At 55.7% G+C, this 18618-nt stretch carries 14 protein-coding genes; 9 read left to right on the top strand and 5 right to left on the bottom strand.

All coding sequences use genetic code 11. From position 1 onward, the window contains the following. Positions 1–13: 13 nt before the first annotated feature. Positions 14–1468, bottom strand: coding sequence for a xylulokinase (gene xylB, locus ACMGG5_RS06705; protein ID WP_407820665.1), 1455 nt, complete (start codon positions 1466–1468; stop codon positions 14–16). A 60-nt stretch (positions 1469–1528) separates the two neighbouring features. Then, on the bottom strand, positions 1529–2851 hold the full coding sequence (xylA, locus tag ACMGG5_RS06700) for a xylose isomerase (protein WP_090420479.1): 1323 nt from the start codon (positions 2849–2851) through the stop codon (positions 1529–1531). A 371-nt stretch (positions 2852–3222) separates the two neighbouring features. Here xylA and xylF point away from each other — a divergent pair, with 371 nt between their 5' ends. The 4 genes from xylF (at position 3223) to xylR (ending at position 8200) form a co-directional block, all read left to right on the top strand. Beyond that, on the top strand, positions 3223–4215 hold the full coding sequence (xylF, locus tag ACMGG5_RS06695; RefSeq protein ID WP_048992875.1) for a D-xylose ABC transporter substrate-binding protein: 993 nt from the start codon (positions 3223–3225) through the stop codon (positions 4213–4215). Between the two features lie 72 nt (positions 4216–4287). After that, the gene (locus ACMGG5_RS06690; RefSeq protein ID WP_420277634.1) at positions 4288–5829 is read left to right on the top strand and encodes a xylose ABC transporter ATP-binding protein; all 1542 of its coding nucleotides are present in this window, start codon (positions 4288–4290) and stop codon (positions 5827–5829) included. Further along, positions 5807–6988: a xylose ABC transporter permease XylH gene (gene xylH / locus ACMGG5_RS06685; protein ID WP_045907874.1), complete on the top strand. Its 1182-nt coding sequence runs from the start codon at positions 5807–5809 to the stop codon at positions 6986–6988. The genes ACMGG5_RS06690 and xylH overlap by 23 nt, the downstream gene beginning before the upstream one ends. A 33-nt stretch (positions 6989–7021) precedes the next feature. Then, a complete protein-coding gene (xylR, locus tag ACMGG5_RS06680; protein ID WP_021242460.1) occupies positions 7022–8200 on the top strand; it encodes a D-xylose utilization transcriptional activator XylR in 1179 nt (392 codons plus the stop codon). A gap of 38 nt (positions 8201–8238) precedes the next feature. Here xylR and ACMGG5_RS06675 read toward each other — a convergent pair whose 3' ends face one another. After that, a complete protein-coding gene (locus ACMGG5_RS06675; protein ID WP_420277633.1) occupies positions 8239–9063 on the bottom strand; it encodes a protein bax in 825 nt (274 codons plus the stop codon). A gap of 314 nt (positions 9064–9377) precedes the next feature. On the opposite strand from ACMGG5_RS06675, the gene ACMGG5_RS06670 reads away from it, so the two are divergent. The 4 genes from ACMGG5_RS06670 to ACMGG5_RS06655 all read left to right on the top strand — a co-directional run bounded on the left by ACMGG5_RS06670 (position 9378) and on the right by ACMGG5_RS06655 (position 16130). Further along, positions 9378–11408 carry an alpha-amylase gene (locus tag ACMGG5_RS06670; protein ID WP_420277632.1) on the top strand — a complete coding sequence of 677 codons (2031 nt, stop codon included), beginning with the start codon at positions 9378–9380 and terminating at the stop codon, positions 11406–11408. A gap of 196 nt (positions 11409–11604) precedes the next feature. Beyond that, positions 11605–12861 carry a valine--pyruvate transaminase gene (gene avtA, locus ACMGG5_RS06665; RefSeq protein ID WP_048992863.1) on the top strand — a complete coding sequence of 419 codons (1257 nt, stop codon included), beginning with the start codon at positions 11605–11607 and terminating at the stop codon, positions 12859–12861. A 305-nt stretch (positions 12862–13166) separates the two neighbouring features. Beyond that, positions 13167–14303, top strand: coding sequence for a collagen-like triple helix repeat-containing protein (locus tag ACMGG5_RS06660; protein ID WP_420277631.1), 1137 nt, complete (start codon positions 13167–13169; stop codon positions 14301–14303). 108 nt (positions 14304–14411) lie between these two features. Then, complete coding sequence (locus ACMGG5_RS06655; RefSeq protein WP_420277630.1) at positions 14412–16130, top strand: ShlB/FhaC/HecB family hemolysin secretion/activation protein; 1719 nt, start codon at positions 14412–14414, stop codon at positions 16128–16130. Here the strand turns inward: ACMGG5_RS06655 and ACMGG5_RS06650 are convergent. Further along, entirely contained in the window at positions 16114–16569 is a 456-nt protein-coding gene (locus tag ACMGG5_RS06650; protein WP_048992857.1) for a 4Fe-4S dicluster domain-containing protein, read from the bottom strand. The genes ACMGG5_RS06655 and ACMGG5_RS06650 overlap by 17 nt on opposite strands. A gap of 3 nt (positions 16570–16572) precedes the next feature. Further along, positions 16573–17391 carry an IclR family transcriptional regulator YiaJ gene (gene yiaJ, locus ACMGG5_RS06645; protein WP_021242452.1) on the bottom strand — a complete coding sequence of 273 codons (819 nt, stop codon included), beginning with the start codon at positions 17389–17391 and terminating at the stop codon, positions 16573–16575. Positions 17392–17615: 224 nt separating this feature from the next. On the opposite strand from yiaJ, the gene yiaK reads away from it, so the two are divergent. Next, on the top strand, positions 17616–18614 hold the full coding sequence (gene yiaK, locus ACMGG5_RS06640) for a 3-dehydro-L-gulonate 2-dehydrogenase (protein WP_420277629.1): 999 nt from the start codon (positions 17616–17618) through the stop codon (positions 18612–18614). Positions 18615–18618 lie beyond the last annotated feature (4 nt).

Here is an 18618-nt window from a genome sequence, read left to right as displayed (position 1 = left end):
CGGACAAGCGTTTTTACGACATCAGCGGCAGCAGCTGCTGGTAGATTTTGCGGAACACGTCGCGCCTTTCCGCGTACCGCGCATGGCGCACCGTATCAGGTACATGCGCCTGTTCAAGGGTAAGCTGCGGCAGCAGTTGCGAAAGCGGTTGTTCCGGATGAATGGCTATTTGAGCCAGACGCGCGGCGCCGAGCGCGGGGCCAACATCCCCTCCTGTGCGGAAATCCAGCTGCAAGCCGCTGATATCCGAGAGCATCTGTCGCCAGTAAGGGCTTCGCGCACCGCCGCCAATCAGGGTGACGCTCGTCGGTTTCAGGCCGCAGTCGTGCACCACGTCCATCCCGTCGGCCAGGGCATAGCCCACGCCTTCCAGAACCGCACGCGCCAGTTCTGCCGGGCCATGCTGATGGGTTAAGCCGAAGAACACCCCTTTCGCTTCCGGGTTGTTGTGCGGCGTACGTTCGCCGGAAAGATACGGTAAAAACCAGACGGTACCCGCAGCGTCATCCGCCTGCTGCGCCGCAGAAATGAGCGCCGGCACGTCGGCCATGCCGGTGAGTTTTGCCGCCCAGTCCAGGCAGGACGCCGCGCTGAGCATCACCGACATCAAATGCCATTTACCCGGAAGGGCATGACAGAAACTGTGCACAGCGCTTTCGGGATTACTGCGATATCCGTCGCTGACGGCAAAATAGACGCCAGACGTTCCCAGCGACAGCATCGCCTGGCCCGCCTCAACCATGCCGACACCGACAGCACCCGCGGCATTGTCGCCACCTCCAGCCACCACCGGTACGGCAGGCATATTCCAGCGTTCTGCAACGTCTGGCAACAGTGCGCCCGTCACCTCACAGCCTTCGAACAGCGCGGGCATGTGTTCACGGGTCAGATGGCAGGCATCCAGCATCGCCTCGCTCCAGTCGCGCTTCGCCACGTCGAGCCACATGGTGCCGGCGGCATCGGACATGTCGCTGGCGAAATCGCCCGTCATGCGAAAACGCAGATAGTCTTTCGGCAGCAGGACTTTCGCCACCTGACGGAAAATCTCCGGCTCGTGTCGCTGCACCCACAGCAGCTTGGGCGCGGTAAAGCCGGGCATCATCAGGTTGCCGGTAATCTCACGAGACGTGGGTACACGCGCCTCAAGAAGCGCGCACTCTTCTGCACAGCGGCCATCGTTCCAGAGAATGGCGGGTCGCAACACGCGATGCTCGCTGTCCAGCAGCGTAGCGCCGTGCATTTGTCCGGCAATCCCCAGGGCTTTCACGTCGCGCAGGCTGTGCTGCTCGCCTAAAGCTTTGATTGCGCGATCCGTCGCCTGCCACCACTGCTCCGGATCCTGTTCCGACCACAGCGGATGCGGACGTGAAACCTGCAGCGTTTCCGTCTGCGTTGCTAACACGTCGCCCTGCTCGCTTAACAGGATGGCTTTCACACCCGATGTGCCAAGATCGATCCCGATATACATTACGGTGACTCCTTTAACAGAAATGCCCGGTGGCGCTGCGCTTACCGGGCCTGGGTGCTGTTATTTATCGAACAGGTAGTGATTGACCAGATTTTCCAGCAGTTCCTGATGCCCGCTCTGGTGCTGCGGCGCCAGTTGATGTTGTTCAGCGTACTTCGCGATCTCCGCAAGTGATAACTGACCTTTCAAAATTTGCTGGCCCAGCTCACTGTTCCAGCCGCTGTAACGCTTCGCCACGCGTTTATCGAGCTCGCCGTCTTCAATCATACGTGCCGCCACTTTCAGAGCCAGCGCCATGGTGTCCATCGCGCCAATGTGGCCGTAGAACAGATCGTATTTGTCGGTGCTCTGGCGACGCACTTTGGCATCAAAGTTCAGGCCGCCGGTAGTGAAACCGCCCGCTTTGATGATTTCGTACATTACCAGCGCATTCTCTTCCACGCTGTTCGGGAACTGGTCGGTGTCCCAGCCCAGCTGCGCGTCGCCGCGGTTAGCATCGACCGAGCCGAAGATGCCCAGCGCAATCGCAGACGCGATCTCGTGGTGGAAAGAGTGGCCCGCCAGCGTGGCGTGGTTGGCTTCAATGTTCACTTTGATCTCTTTTTCCAGACCGAACTGCTTCAGGAAGCCATACACCGTCGCCACGTCGTAGTCATACTGGTGCTTCGTCGGTTCCTGCGGCTTCGGCTCAATCAGCAGCGTGCCGCGGAAGCCGATTTTGTGCTTATGGTCGACAACCATCTGCATAAAGCGGCCAATCTGCTCGCGCTCCTGACGCAGATCGGTGTTGAGCAGGGTTTCATAGCCTTCACGTCCGCCCCACAGGACATAGTTTTCACCACCCAACTGATGCGTGGCGTTCATTGCCGTCACCACCTGCGTGGCCGCCCAGCTAAACACTTCTGGATCCGGGTTGGTTGCCGCGCCCGCGCCGTAGCGAGGGTTGGTAAAGCAGTTTGCCGTGCCCCACAGCAGCTTCACGCCACTTTGCTGCTGTTTCGCCGCCAGTACATCCACCATCTGCGCAAAGTTGTTCAGATACTCTTTCAGCGATGCGCCTTCCGGTGACACGTCCACGTCATGGAAGCAGTAGTACGGCACGTTCAGCTTGTGGAAGAACTCAAACGCGACATCGGCTTTGCGTTTCGCCAGTTCAAGGGCCTCACCCGGCTGCTGCCACGGGCGGTCAAAGGAACCCACGCCGAACATATCGGCGCCGTTCCAGCAGAAGGTATGCCAGTAACAGGCGGCAAAGCGCAGATGATCTTCCATGCGCTTACCCAGCACCAGCTCATCCGGGTTGTAGTGACGAAATGCTAAAGGATTGGTCGTTTTTGGGCCTTCGTAACGAACACGATCGAGTTGGTCGAAATAAGCTTGCATATTGAGCTCCATAATCAGGGTATGCGGCGAGTCGTTGATACAGGAGTAATAGTGAATAGACATTTTGGGTTGCTCAATTACGTTATTTCACACTGCTATTGAGAGAATGCACAACTGTGCGCTGGCTCGCAAAATAATGCGCAGACAAACTATTTCTCGGCGCGTATTCCAGAATCAAATGTAATTAAGGCGTTACGTATTTTAAAATCCGATCGCGGTCATAAATTCAGAAATAAACCAAATATCATAATGGGAAGATAAAAATCTGTAATTGCCAGCCCGCCTTTCCGCGTTAAAAATTTGCTGCGTCTCAGCAGTGAATGTTTCTTTTATCTCAGCAACACATACCCCTACAAAAAGGCCTAATAATTATGAAGATAAAGAACCTGACTCTAACGCTCTGCACTACGCTCCTCCTTACAAGCTTTGCAGGACATGCCAAAGAGGTCAAAATTGGCATGGCGATTGACGACCTGCGTCTGGAGCGCTGGCAAAAAGATCGCGATATTTTTGTTAAAAAAGCAGAATCCCTCGGCGCCAGCGTGTTTGTTCAGTCGGCTAACGGCAACGAAGAAACACAAATGTCGCAGATCGAGAATATGATCAACCGTGGCGTCGATGTGCTGGTCATTATCCCCTATAACGGCCAGGTATTAAGTAACGTGGTGAAAGAAGCCAAACAGGAAGGCATAAAAGTGCTGGCCTATGACCGCATGATTAATAATGCGGACATTGATTATTATATTTCGTTCGACAATGAAAAAGTCGGGGAATTACAGGCGCAAAGCCTGATCGACAAAGTGCCTCAGGGCAATTATTTCCTGATGGGCGGCTCTCCGGTGGATAACAACGCCAAACTGTTCCGTGAAGGACAAATGAAAGTCCTTAAGCCGTATATCGACAACGGGAAAATTAAAGTGGTCGGCGATCAGTGGGCCGACGGCTGGCTGCCAGAAAACGCGCTGAAGATTATGGAAAACGCGCTGACGGCCAACAACAACAAAATTGACGCGGTTGTGGCCTCCAACGATGCCACCGCAGGCGGTGCGATTCAGGCCCTGAGCGCCCAGGGGCTGGCGGGTAAAGTCGCCATTTCAGGACAGGATGCCGATCTGGCTGGCGTAAAACGTATTATCGCCGGCACCCAAACCATGACGGTCTACAAACCGATTACCGAGTTGGCCAATACGGCGGCGGAAATCGCCGTGGAACTGGGCAACGGTAAGCAACCAAAAGCAGACGCCACGCTGAATAACGGGCTGAAAGACGTTCCGGCTCGCCTGCTCACCCCTATTGAAGTCAATAAAGAGAACATTGACGCCACCGTCATTAAAGACGGTTTCCACAAGAAGAGCGAACTGTAATCCGGCGCGGCCCCTGCTCTGCGGGGGCGCATCACGTTGTACTGTTCTTCCCTCGGGTTATGTGGAGCAGTTATGCCTTATTTACTTGAAATGAAAAGCATCACCAAACGCTTCGGCACGGTGAAAGCCGTCGACAACGTCAGCCTCCGGTTGAACCCCGGCGAAGTGATTTCGCTGTGCGGTGAGAACGGTTCGGGCAAGTCGACGCTGATGAAAGTGTTGTGCGGGATCTACCCACACGGCAGCTACGAAGGCGAAATCGTCTTTGCCGGTGAAGTTATCCAGGCGACACACATCCGCGATACCGAACGCAAAGGCATCGCCATCATCCACCAGGAGCTGGCGCTGGTGAAGCATCTCACCGTGCTGGAGAACATTTTCCTCGGGGCCGAAATTTCCCGCCACGGCGTGCTGGATTACGACACCATGACGCTCCGCTGCGAAAAGCTGCTGGCGCAGGTAAGCCTCAACATTTCACCGGATACCCGCGTGGGGGATCTGGGCCTCGGGCAACAGCAGCTGGTCGAAATCGCGAAAGCGCTCAATAAACAGGTCAGACTGCTGATCCTTGATGAGCCAACGGCCTCGCTCACCGAGCAGGAAACTGCGGTTCTGCTCAATATCATCCGCGACCTGCAAAATCACGGCATCGCCTGCATCTATATTTCACACAAGCTGAACGAGGTTAAAGCCATTTCGGACACCATCTGCGTGATCCGCGACGGGCAGCACATCGGCACGCGTGAAGCCGCGGGCATGAGCGAAGATGACATCATCACCATGATGGTGGGCCGCGAGCTGACGGCGCTCTACCCGAATGAGCCTCACACCAAAGGTGATGAAGTGCTGCGCGTGGAAAATCTGACCGCGTGGCACCCCGTTAACCGCCACATCAAGCGTGTGAATAACGTCTCGTTTTCTCTGCACAGCGGCGAAATCCTCGGTATCGCCGGGTTAGTCGGCGCCGGGCGCACGGAGGCCGTACAGTGTCTGTTTGGCGTGTGGCCAGGGCGCTGGGAGGGCACGATTTATATCGACGGCCAGCCGGTGAAAATCGACAACTGTCAGCAGGCGATCGCCCGCGGCATTGCCATGGTGCCGGAAGACCGCAAAAAAGACGGCATCGTGCCGGTTATGGCGGTGGGAAAAAACATTACGCTTGCGGCGCTCGATCGGTTCTCCGGCGCGTTGAGCAGCCTGGACGATGCCGCCGAGCAGCAGTGCATTCTCCAGTCACTTGCCCGGCTGAAGGTCAAAACCTCCTCACCAGAACTGGCCATTAGCCGTCTGAGCGGCGGCAACCAGCAGAAGGCGATTCTGGCGCGCTGCCTGCTTCTCAATCCACGCATATTAATCCTTGATGAGCCCACGCGCGGGATTGATATCGGTGCCAAATATGAAATCTACAAACTGATTAATCAGCTTGTACAGCAAGGGATTGCCGTCATTGTCATTTCGTCTGAGTTACCCGAAGTGCTCGGCCTGAGCGACCGCGTGCTGGTCATGCACGAGGGAAAACTGAAAGCCAACCTGATTAACCAGAACCTGACGCAGGAGCAGGTGATGGAAGCCGCTTTAAGGAGCGAACGTCATGTCGAAAAGCAATCCGTCTGATATCAAAGTCGCCGTTCCGACGCCCGGTGCGTTTGCAGGGCTAAAAGCGCTGAACCTGCAGGTTTTCGTGATGATCGCGGCGATTATCGTCATCATGCTCTTCTTTACCTGGATGACCGATGGTTCGTACTTAAGCGCGCGTAACGTCTCCAACCTGCTCCGCCAGACCGCCATCACCGGCATTCTCGCCGTCGGCATGGTGTTCGTGATTATCTCCGCGGAAATCGACCTGTCGGTTGGTTCGATGATGGGGCTCCTCGGCGGCGTGGCGGCGATTTTTGACGTCTGGCTCGGCTGGCCGCTGCCGCTGACCGTGGCGGTCACGCTGGTATTGGGGCTGGTACTGGGAGCCTGGAACGGCTGGTGGGTAGCCTACCGTAAAGTGCCATCGTTCATCGTCACCCTGGCGGGGATGCTGGCCTTCCGTGGGATCTTAATCGGCATCACCAACGGTACCACCGTCTCCCCGACCAGCGCGGCCATGTCGCAGATTGGTCAGAGCTACCTCCCGGATGGCGTGGGCTTTACCATCGGCGTGGCGGGATTGCTGGCGTTTGTTGCATGGCAGTGGCGTGGACGCATGCGTCGTCAGGCGCTGGGGCTGGCGTCGCCAGCATCCACGTCGGTGGTGGGACGTCAGGCGCTCACGGCCGTCATTGTGCTGGGCGCCATCTGGCTTTTAAACGACTATCGCGGTGTTCCGACCCCCGTGCTGCTGCTGACGCTTTTACTGCTGGGCGGCATGTTTATGGCCACGCGCACCGCGTTTGGCCGCCGTATTTATGCCATCGGCGGCAACCTTGAGGCTGCTCGCCTCTCGGGCATTAATGTTGAACGCACCAAACTCGCGGTCTTCGCCATTAACGGCCTGATGGTCGCCATCGCCGGGTTGATCCTCAGCTCGCGTCTGGGGGCGGGTTCCCCCTCCGCCGGTAACATCGCCGAGCTGGATGCTATCGCCGCCTGCGTTATTGGCGGCACCAGCCTCGCAGGGGGTATCGGCAGCGTCGCGGGCGCGGTGATGGGGGCATTTATCATGGCGTCGTTGGATAACGGGATGAGTATGATGGACGTCCCGACGTTTTGGCAGTATATCGTCAAGGGGGCCATTCTTTTACTGGCAGTCTGGATGGACTCGGCCACCAAGCGACGGGCCTGATAACGGTATTGTGACTTAATTGGGAAGTGAGCCATGTTTGAAAAGCGTCACCGCATTACGTTGTTATTCAATGCCAACAAAGCCTACGACCGTCAGGTGGTGGAAGGCGTGGGTGAATATTTGCAGGCGTCGCAATCCGAGTGGGATATCTTTATTGAGGAAGATTTTCGCACCCGTCTGGAGAACATCAAAGACTGGCTGGGCGATGGCGTTATCGCCGACTATGACGACCCCGTCATTGAGCAACTGCTGACCGACGTCGACGTTCCGATCGTGGGCGTCGGCGGCTCCTACCATTCGCCCGAACACTATCCGCCGGTTCACTATATTGCCACCGATAACCATGCCCTGGTCGAGGCCGCGTTTCTCCATTTAAAAGAGAAAGGCGTCCACCGCTTCGCGTTTTATGGTTTACCCGCCACCAGCGGCAAGCGCTGGGCCGTTGAGCGTGAACACGCATTTTGCCAGCTGGTCGCGCAGGAGAAGTATCGCGGCGTGGTCTATCAGGGGCTGGAAACTGCCCCGGAAAACTGGCAGCACGCGCAGAACCGTCTCGCTGACTGGCTGCAAACGCTTCCGCCGCAAACCGGCATTATTGCCGTGACGGACGCCCGCGCGCGCCACGTGCTGCAGGTCTGCGAACATTTACACATTCCGGTGCCCGAAAAGCTGTGCGTGATTGGCATTGATAACGAAGAGCTTACCCGCTACCTGTCTCGCGTGGCGCTCTCTTCCGTGGCTCAGGGCACGCGTCAAATGGGCTATCAGGCGGCGAAGCTGCTGCACCGTCTGCTGGATAAAGAATCTCTGCCGCTTCAGCGCCTGCTGGTGCCACCGGTTCGCGTCGTAGAACGTCGCTCGACCGATTATCGCTCCTTAAGCGACCCGGCCGTCATTCAGGCCATGCACTATATTCGCAACCACGCCTGCAAAGGGATTAAGGTCGATCAGGTGCTGGATTCGGTGGGCATTTCGCGTTCGAATCTGGAGAAGCGTTTTAAAGAAGAGGTGGGCGAAACCATTCATGCCGTTATCCATGCTGAAAAGCTGGAGAAAGCACGCAGCCTGCTCATCTCTACGTCACTGTCGATCAACGAAATCTCGCAGATGTGCGGTTACCCGTCTCTGCAATATTTCTATTCGGTGTTCCGCAAAGAGTATGACACCACGCCGAAGGAGTATCGGGATCGCCACAGCGAGGTGCTGATTTAGAAAAGAAAACGCCTTCCAGTGGAAGGCGTTTTTTGAGATTACATATGGGCGGCGATTAAGCGCTGGTTATCCTGGTACATGGCGAACAGATAGTTGTTATAGCTCTGTCCCTTCGTCGAATAACCTTTCAGCTTGTGGATCATCGTACTGGCCGTCACTTCCTGGTCCGCTTTACGCAGCTGAGCGCGTGATTTACGGAACGATGAGTAGGCCGGGTGCGTATTCAGATTCACCACGTAGGCGCTGACGGAATCCTTCACAGATTCAAACTGCGAATAGCCTTTCACCTTGCCAGGGGCATTGTTACAACGACCTTTCACGCACTTCATGCCGAAAAGGTTGTTGTTGCTACGCGCAAGCTTAGAAGTCCCCCAGCCGCTTTCGGCAGCAGCCATGGTCGCAACCATGCTGCCCGGGATGATATCCACACGCTCAAGGAGAGCATTCCACGGCACACGACGCGTGTTACCGTTCCAGCTCAGCTTGTAGCGCTGCGTGATATCTTTCAGACGCGCGCGCTCTGACGGCGACCAGCGGCTATCGTACTGTTTGGAGATCAGCCAGTTACGATCCGCAGTAATCGCGGCATTTTGACTCGTGATGTAAGGCATTACCGTCCGGAGAAACGCTTTTTTCCTTGGTGTTCCGGAAGGGTATTTTCGCAAATCAGGAAGTGAACTACTCTTTGCACTATTGCGAGAATACTCTTGTTTACTGCTAACCTTACTACTTGTCGTCTTTATTACGTGGGCTTTCTTACTCGTTGTATCCGTGTGCGTCTTCGCAAGCACCTCACCCGAAAATACCGTGGTGAGTAACATGAGTATCGCAGCCCCATATCGTCGAATGGGAGTCGATATCATTAGGTCTCCTGGTCGGATGTAATCATCCCAACACCTTATTTTTTTCACAAATTTGAGAGCGGAATCTCAAATCATATCAAAAATAGACTTCAAGAGCACGTATAGAAATAGTCCAATTCCGAAACTATGTCACCTGAAACTTGCTCATAAAAACATCATTTCCGAAAATATGTGTGCGTTCTCGCAGATAACTGCCTAATTTTGCGCAAGATCACTCATCCTCACACATCCTCCCGGCAGAAAGCGACAGGGGATGAGTTTTTCCCCTCTGCCTGCTGGCACACTGGTCAAAAATGCCGCGACAGGAAAAAGGAATGAAACGCACCGCATTAGCCTTTCTGATGTTACCCGCACTGGCACATGCCGACTGGTCATCGCCGGGGTTTAGCGCATTTAGCGCCGAAGGCACCGGAGTCTTCACCAGCCAGGCAAAGCTTGCGAAGGGTACGCGTCCTCTTACGCTGAGTTTTGACAAGACGTGCTGGCAGCCCACAGGCGCGATAAAACTCAATGAGATGCTGTCGCTCAAGCCCTGTGACGGCACACCGCCGCAGTGGCGACTTTTCCGCGACGGTGAATACCTGATGCGGATTGATACCCGTTCCGGCACGCCCACCCTGCTGCTGACGATTCAGAGTGCCGCAGAACAGCCGGTTGCAAACGTCATCCGCCAGTGTCCGAAGTGGGACGGTAAGCCGCTGACGCTGGACGTCAGCAACACCTTCCCGGAAGGCACCGTGGTGCGCGACTACTACAGTAAACAGACGGCGACCGTACAAGATGGAAAAATCACCCTGCAGCCAGCCGCCAACAGTAACGGCCTGCTGCTGCTTGAGCGCGCCGAAACCGACAGGCCTGCACCGTTTAGCTGGCAAAATGCCACCGTCTATTTTGTACTAACCGATCGCTATGTGAATGGCGACCCGAGCAACGACAACAGCTATGGCCGCCATAAAGACGGCATGCAGGAGATTGGCACGTTCCACGGTGGCGATCTGAAGGGGCTGACCAGCAAGCTCGATTACCTGCAGCAGCTGGGGGTGAATGCGCTCTGGATAAGCTCCCCGCTTGAGCAGATCCACGGCTGGGTAGGCGGCGGAACCAAAGGTGATTTCCCGCATTATGCCTATCATGGCTACTACACCCAGGACTGGACAACGCTCGACGCCAATATGGGAACTGAAGATGATTTACGCCAGCTTGTCGACGAAGCGCACAAGCGCGGGATCCGCGTTCTTTTCGATATCGTCATGAACCACGTTGGTTATGCCACGCTGGCAGACATGCAGGAATATCAGTTTGGTGCCCTGTACCTGCAAGGTGATGAGCTGAAAAAGACGCTGGGAGAACGCTGGACGGACTGGAAGCCGGGCGCAGGCCAGACCTGGCACAGCTTTAACGACTACATCAACTTTAGTGACAAAGCCGCATGGGAAAAATGGTGGGGTAAAAAGTGGATCCGCACCGACATCGGTGATTACGATAACCCCGGCTTCGATGATTTAACCATGTCGCTGGCATTTCTGCCGGATCTGAAAACGGAATCCACGACGCCTTCCGGATTGCCAAACTTTTACCAACACAAGCCCGATACCCACGCGAAGGCCATCAAGGGATATACCCCGCGCGACTACCTTACCCACTGGCTCAGCCAGTGGGTCCGTGACTACGGCATCGACGGTTTCCGGGTGGATACGGCTAAACACGTTGAGCTTGCGGCCTGGCAACAGCTGAAAGACCAGGCAAGCCAGGCGCTGGCCGCCTGGAAAGGGGCGAACCCGGACAAAAAGCTCGACAACGCACCGTTCTGGATGACCGGGGAATCCTGGGGCCACGGGGTGATGCAAAGCGATTATTACCGCCACGGTTTTGATGCGATGATCAACTTTGACTATCAGGAGCAGGCGGCAAAAGCGGTGGATTGCCTGGCCGATATGGATCTCACCTGGCAGCAGATGGCGGAGAAGCTGCAAAGCTTCAACGTGCTGAGCTATCTCTCATCACACGATACGCGTCTGTTCCGCGAAGGAGGCCAGCGCGCGGCGGAGCTGCTCCTGCTGGCACCGGGCAGCGTGCAGATTTACTACGGCGATGAATCTGAACGTCCGTTCGGGCCGACAGGCTCCGACCCGCTGCAGGGTACCCGGTCAGATATGAACTGGCAGGACGTCACGGGCAAGCAGGCCCTAACCGTCGCCCACTGGCAAACGCTGGGTCAGTTCCGCGCCCGCCATCCGGCGATCGGTGAAGGCAAACAAACCACGCTGTCGCTGAAAGAGGGGTATGGCTTCGTGCGCGAGCACAAGGGCGATAAGGTGATGGTGGTATGGGCGGGTAATCAATAATTATCCCCCTCACCCTAACCCTCTCCCCGCAGGGGAGAGGGCCGGGGTGAGGGGAAATCCCACCAGAACTATTCACTACACAAATCCAACTCTGCCCTATAAAACAACAAATCCGACCACATCACCCGATTTGCACCAGCACGGTGCTAGCGTTATGGTTACCCACTTTCAAAATAAGCTCGACAGATCACCTGCTATGACGTTTTCACTTTTCGGCGACAAATTTACCCGCCATTCAGGCATTACTCGCCTGATGGAGGACCTCAACGACGGGCTGCGCACACCGGGCGCAATCATGCTCGGCGGCGGAAACCCGGCTCAAATCCCGGAGATGACGACCTATTTCCAGACGCTGCTCGCTCAGATGCTGGAAAGCGGCAAAGCAACCGATGCGCTTTGCAATTACGACGGCCCGCAGGGTAAAACCGAGCTGCTGGCACTCCTCGCCGAAATGCTGCGTGACGAGCTGGGTTGGGATATCGAACCACAGAATATTGCACTGACAAACGGCAGCCAGAGCGCGTTTTTCTACTTGTTTAACCTGTTCGCAGGGCGTCGCGCCGACGGCACCACCAAAAAAGTGCTGTTCCCGCTGGCACCGGAGTATATCGGCTACGCTGATTCCGGCCTGGAAGAGGATCTGTTCGTCTCCGCGCGCCCGAATATTGAGCTGCTGCCGGAAGGCCAGTTCAAATATCATGTCGATTTTGAACACCTGCATATTGGTGAAGAGACGGGCATGATCTGCGTATCGCGCCCGACTAACCCAACGGGCAACGTGATCACCGACGACGAACTGATGAAGCTGGATGTACTGGCAAATCAGCACGGCATCCCGCTGGTGATCGATAACGCCTACGGCGTACCGTTCCCGGGCATTATCTTCAGCGAAGCACGCCCGCTGTGGAACCCGAACATCGTCCTGTGCATGAGCCTTTCTAAGCTGGGTCTGCCGGGCAGCCGCTGCGGCATCATCATTGCCAATGAGAAAATCATCACCGCCATCACCAATATGAACGGCATAATCAGCCTTTCACCGGGCGGCATTGGCCCGGCAATGATGTGCGAAATGATCAAACGCAAGGACCTGCTGCGCCTGTCGAATGACGTGATCAAGCCTTTCTATTACCAGCGCGTTCAGGAGACGATTGCGACAATTCGCCGCTATTTGCCGGAAGAACGCTGCCTAATCCACAAACCGGAAGGGGCGATTTTCCTCTGGCTGTGGTTTAAGGATTTACCTATCACCACCGAACTGCTTTACCAGCGCCTGAAAAAGCGCGGCGTACTGATGGTGCCGGGCGATTATTTCTTCCCGGGTCTGGATAAGCCGTGGCCGCATACCCATCAGTGCATGCGCATGAACTACGTCCCCGATCCGGAAAAAATCGAAGCGGGTGTTAAAATTCTCGCCGAAGAGATCGAAAAAGCCTGGCGCGAAGGCAATTGTTAAATAATAAGGCTCTTCAAATGAAGAGCCTTATTTTTCCGTGATCTGAATCTTATATTAAGGATATATCCTGTAGCGTTTAATTTATCATCTCTCTTGAGTTTCCTTAGGAATATCCCTTTAATTTACGCTCACTAACTTTCCCGTCAATAATTAAGCATCAATTAAAGATCTTAACTTATTGTTATTTTGAAATAACCACCTGCAACACCGCAAAATACCTTATCAAGTCACTTTCATGCATATTTAAAAATACTGCATATACTCACTAATACGCCGCTCGGCGTTCTTTTGCGTGGAGTATTCATATGCTACCTAATAATGTTAGTCGCATCAGCGCTATTGCTGTTGCGGTACTGCTCGCGTTCTCTCTTTCTGCCTGTAGTGGAAGCGGTGGCGGCTCTCATCACTCAACGGCCAAAAATAACCCTGCGACGGGAAGCAGCAGCGGCTCAGGTGATGGAAGTGGCTCGACCGCGAGCAATGGCGGTTCGGGCAGCAACGGCTCGGGTACCGGGACGGGTTCAGGTACCGGGACAGGCGCTGGCGGCGGAACGGGTTCTGGTTCAGGATCGGGCTCTGGAGGCAATGGCAGCGGAGGAACCGGAACAGGCAACACGGGTGGTGGCGGAACCACTACCGCAGGCGCAAATACCATACTGGGTGATGCCGGTAAAACAGTAACCAGCGTCGGCTCTACGGTGGATGGTCTTGGAAGCCAGCTTCCGACAAATAATCCCGTCACGTCAACCGTTTCTACCACCGTCAGCGGTGTTGGCAGTGCCGTATCCACCGTGGGGACAGGCGTCACGACTGGCGTTGGCGATCCAAACAACGCGAACGGTGTGGGCACAACGGTTAAAGGCGTGACCACGTCGGTCACCTCCCTGGGCAATACCGTTTCAACGGTAGGCACGGGCCTGGCGAGCTCCACTTCCGGAACACCGGTCAGCGGCGTAACCGGCCTGACGGGCAGCGTGGTCAACAGTACCGGGCAACTGGTCAGTAACACCGGCACGGGTCTCACCAACACGGTAAGCAGCCCTGCGGTCACTCAGGTAACAACAGATACCACGACCGTGGCTAACAAGACGCTGGGCGGAGTACAGGGCGTGACGCAAAGCGTGGGCACCACAACGGGTCTCGGCACACCGGTCAACGGTCTGCTGACTCAGGTGGGTAACACCGTGAGCGGCGTGGGGGCCAACGTCAGCAACAGTAATAGCGGGCTTAACGGCGCGGGTCAGGTCGTCCAGAACGTCGGCCAGACGGTGACGGATAGCGGCACGCTGGTTAAACCCGCCACCTCGACGACCGGAGGAGGATCAGGCGCTCTCACAGCTAATGCAAACGTGGCGGCCACGAACAACAGTCTGGGTGCAACGGTCAATACGACCCTCAGTACCCTGACGTCGGGCGTTACGGCCAACGCAACAACACATTAACCACCGGTCAAACAGTAACCTGCTTATTGTCATTCTGCGCCCCTGGTTCAGGGGCGCTTTATACGGCGACACTCCCCCTAACCGGGAATGATGAACAGGGATAGCGCGATGAAACACCACTTCCTTTTTTCGCTGACGGGGCTGGTTGTGCTGAGCATGGCCCGCGCCGATACACTGCCCTCTATTATTAACCCTGATAACCCGGCGCAAGTTTCGCGTAACGTTGCCCCAGAACAAACTGAGGCCGTCCCACAGCCGAAAGTCAAAATAGAAAAACCGCAGTCAACGCTGACGCCTGAAACGCCCATTACCATTCATCACATTCAGTTTATTGGCGGCACGCGTTATCCCTTGCAGGAATTGCTTCAGCCCTTCAGGCCGTACGCCGGAAAAACCGTGCCGCTAAAAACGCTCACCGGGCTGGTAAATGATATTACGGCGCGCTATAAGGCCGACGGTTTTCCGCTCTCCTATGCCTGGCTGCCGGATGATAATTTCCAGCAGGGCAATATTAAAATTGTTCTGGTTGAAGGGTATGTCGCTCACAGCGACATCACCAGTAATAATCCTCAAATCGCCGAGCGTCTTAAACGATTGTCAGAAAAAATCATGGCGGAAAAACCGCTGTCACAGGATACGTTCGATCGCTATAGCCAGCTGATGACCCGTACCCCTAACGTTCCGGTCACGGCCAACGCGCAGCTGCCAACCAATATCTATGGCGCGGCGGCGATGCAGATAACCGGTAATCAGGAGCGGAGCTGGAATATCGCTTCCACCATCGATACCCGTAAAGGGCAAGATTTAATGATGCTGAACGGCACGCTCAGCAACATGACAAGCTATGGCGATCAGCTTGGCGTGGCCACGCTTGTACCGTTAGATAGCAACACGCGAAAAAACTATGTCGGTCTCAACTGGCAGCAGTTTTTAAACGATGAAGGGCTGACCATGCAGCTAAAAGGCAGCTATTACCGTGAAGATCCGCGAGATTTTTCTCTCCTGCTCTCTTTGCCGAACAATATCAAAGTCGATTCGAAGCAAAAAACAACGCAATACAACGGGGGCGTGACGTTTGGCTATCCTCTGCTGCTGACGCAAAAATCACAAATTAATCTGACCGGCGGTTTTGATTACACCGACCGCCAGGATGATTATGCCCTGCAGGCAAGACTACAGGGCAAAACCTATAGTCTGAACTCCGTCAACCAACACGCGCGTTATCCCGCGCTGGAAGTGGGCATTAATGGTGCACATCAATTCACAACCGCCAGCATCAGCGGCAGGCTCAACGTCCGTCAGGGTATTGATGCGATGGGTGCGGATATCGTCTCAGCCCCTAAACCCGATATGAATTTTACGCTCACAAAAAGCTATCTGGACGCTGCCTGGCTGTTTGCCGACAAATGGCGGCTATCAACGTCCTGGGAGGGAGACTGGTCAAATAACACGTTGCCGGAGCCCGAACGCGTTAGCTTCGGTGCCCAGCGCTTTGGCCGTGGATACCAGGACAGTGAAGCAAGCGGTGATTACGGCTATGGCGGGCAGGTAGAACTGCGCTATATCCAGATGCGAAAAGAGAGCACCTGGCTTGCCACAATCCAGCCCTACATCCTGGCCGATACCGCGCAAACCTGGTTTAACACCTCCGGTTTGCCTCATCAACGGCTCGGGTCAGTGGCGACCGGGGTGATGATAGGCGATACGCGCCACTATAGCGTCACGGTGGAGGCGGCAAGACCCGTCGGGGATGTTCCGACAGACAGTCGCAGCAGAGACTGGCGCTACAGTCTGACGTTCACGTGGAATTTCAATAAAATGCAGTAAGCTTTTCAGCACGAATACTGGCAGGATCAACGCAGCGCAGCGCGTGGGTTGGACAGGCCTCCACGCAGGCCGGTCCGCCTTCGCGATGACTGCACAAATCACATTTCAGCGCCTGCGCTCTATTTCCCTCCAGACGAACCTGCATCGCCCCAAACGGACAGGCCACCACACAGCTTTTGCACCCAATGCAGCGCGTCTGCTCAACGAGCCAGGTGCCCGCCGTACGGCTGATGGCATGGGTTGGGCAGACGTTAGCACAGGGCGCGTCCTCGCACTGATGGCAACCCACCGCCGTAGTGTAGGCGTCCCCCTTCACCACCCGAAGGCGGGAGGTGAAAGTCTGTGCGGTGAAGACGTCCTGATGCGCAACCGCGCAGGCCACTTCGCAGGTGCGGCATCCGATGCATTTTCCCGCATCCGCCATGATAAATCGGTTCATCAGTTACGCCTCGCGCACGTTAAAACCCAGCTCTTTTGAGATAGCCTCTGCCGTTTCGCGCAGCGGCTTGAGCAAGTTCTTCTCACCCACCTGCTTCATGCGCGACGTCGACAGCGAGATAGAGATCGCATACGGGACGCGGCCGTGGATATCAAACACCGGCACGGCAATACAGGAAACGCCCAGCTCGTTCTCTTCTTTGTCCATCGCCATGCTGCGATCGCGAATTTCCGCCAGCTCATCATACATCGCACTCAGCTCAGTGATGGTGTTGCGCGTCAAAGGTTGGATCTGTTCCTGATGGCTCTCCCAGTAGCTCGCCACGTAATCCTGATGACCAAACGCCATGTAGATCTTGCCCATTGCGGAGCAGTAGAGCGGCATATGCTGGCCGATATAGGCGCGCGTGCGCAGCATACCGGTTGTCGGTTCGAGCTTGTAAATCAGGATCGCGTGGTCGTCTTCCCGGCTGGAGAAATTCACCGTCTCGCCGGTCGCAATGTTCAGCGCTTCGAGGTGCGGAGCGGCCACGTGAATGATATTCAGCGACGACAGCGCCTTTTGCCCGACGGCGATAAATTTGGTGGTCAGGCGATAGCTGCCCGCCGCGGGTGCCGGGGTCACGTACCCGCATGACTGTAGCCCCTGCAGCAAGCGGTGCACGGTGCTCTTATTCAGCCCCGCCAGTTCCGATAAATGCGCAAGTGGACACCCGTTCGGATAGTTGCTGAGGATCTCAATCAGCATCAGGCCGCGAAACAAGCTCTGGCTGCCTGCAGGCCTCTCTTTCTCTTGCGTCATTTCGCTCTCTTTCATGCTCATTACATGGCTCCTGTTTAGCGCGTCCTGATGGTAGCGCAAAGTGTGGGTCAGTTCACGATCTCAACAGAAAAAACACAACCAGTTGATTTTAATCGATTTTGGAAAACATGAATGTCGTTGATCTGACAAAATTTGATCGCTATATTTGAAATCAGATTTCGTATAGTGAAATTTAGCGATAAAAAAGCACTCGCACTTGCCCTTAAAAGAACAGGAGAACAGGGATGAAAGTGACCTTCGAAGAGTTGAAAGCGGCGTTTAATCGGGTTCTGCTCGATCGCGGCGTGAAAGCGGAAACCGCAGACGCCTGCGCCGACATGTTCGCTCGCACCACGGAGTCCGGCGTCTATTCGCATGGTGTGAACCGCTTCCCGCGCTTTATTCAGCAGCTTGATGCAGGCGATATCATTCCCGACGCCCAGCCCAAACGGGTGATGACATTAGGCGCCATCGAACAGTGGGATGCCCAGCGCTCCATTGGCAACCTGACGGCGAAAAAGATGATGGATCGCGCCACCGAGCTGGCGTCCGACCACGGCATTGGTCTGGTGGCACTGCGTAACGCGAACCACTGGATGCGCGGCGGCAGCTACGGCTGGCAGGCGGCGGAGAAGGGCTATATCGGTATTTGCTGGACCAACTCGATTGCCGTGATGCCCGCGTGGGGATCAAAAGAGTGCTGCATCGGCACCAATCCGCTGATCGTGGCTATTCCCTCTAACCCGATCACCATGGTCGACATGTCGATGTCAATGTTCTCCTACGGCATGCTGGAGGTGAATCGCCTGGCCGGGCGCGAGCTGCCGGTCGACGGCGGCTTTGACGACGAAGGTAACCTCACCCGAGAGCCGGGCGTGATCGAGAAAAACCGCCGCATTCTGCCCATGGGCTATTGGAAAGGGTCCGGCTTATCCATCGTGCTCGACATGATCGCCACCCTGCTCTCCAACGGAGCTTCCGTCGCGGAAGTGACCCAGGACAACAGCGACGAGTATGGCGTATCGCAGATCTTTATCGCCATCGAGGTGGATCGCCTGATCGACGGTCCAACCCGCGATGCCAAACTGCAGCGCATTATGGACTTCATCACCACCTCGCAGCGGTCAGATGAAAACGTTGCCGTCCGCCTTCCGGGGCATGAATTCACGCGCCTGCTGGAAGAGAACCGCCGCGACGGCATCACCATCGACGACAGCGTGTGGGCGAAAATCCAGTCTCTGTAAGGAG

The sequence above is a fragment of the Enterobacter sp. BNK-34 genome (assembly GCF_048684445.1).
Taxonomy (GTDB): Bacteria; Pseudomonadota; Gammaproteobacteria; order Enterobacterales; family Enterobacteriaceae; genus Enterobacter; species Enterobacter pseudoroggenkampii.
The sequence above is the reverse complement of the archived record's forward strand: the minus strand, read 5'-3'. Positions and strand labels throughout refer to the sequence as shown.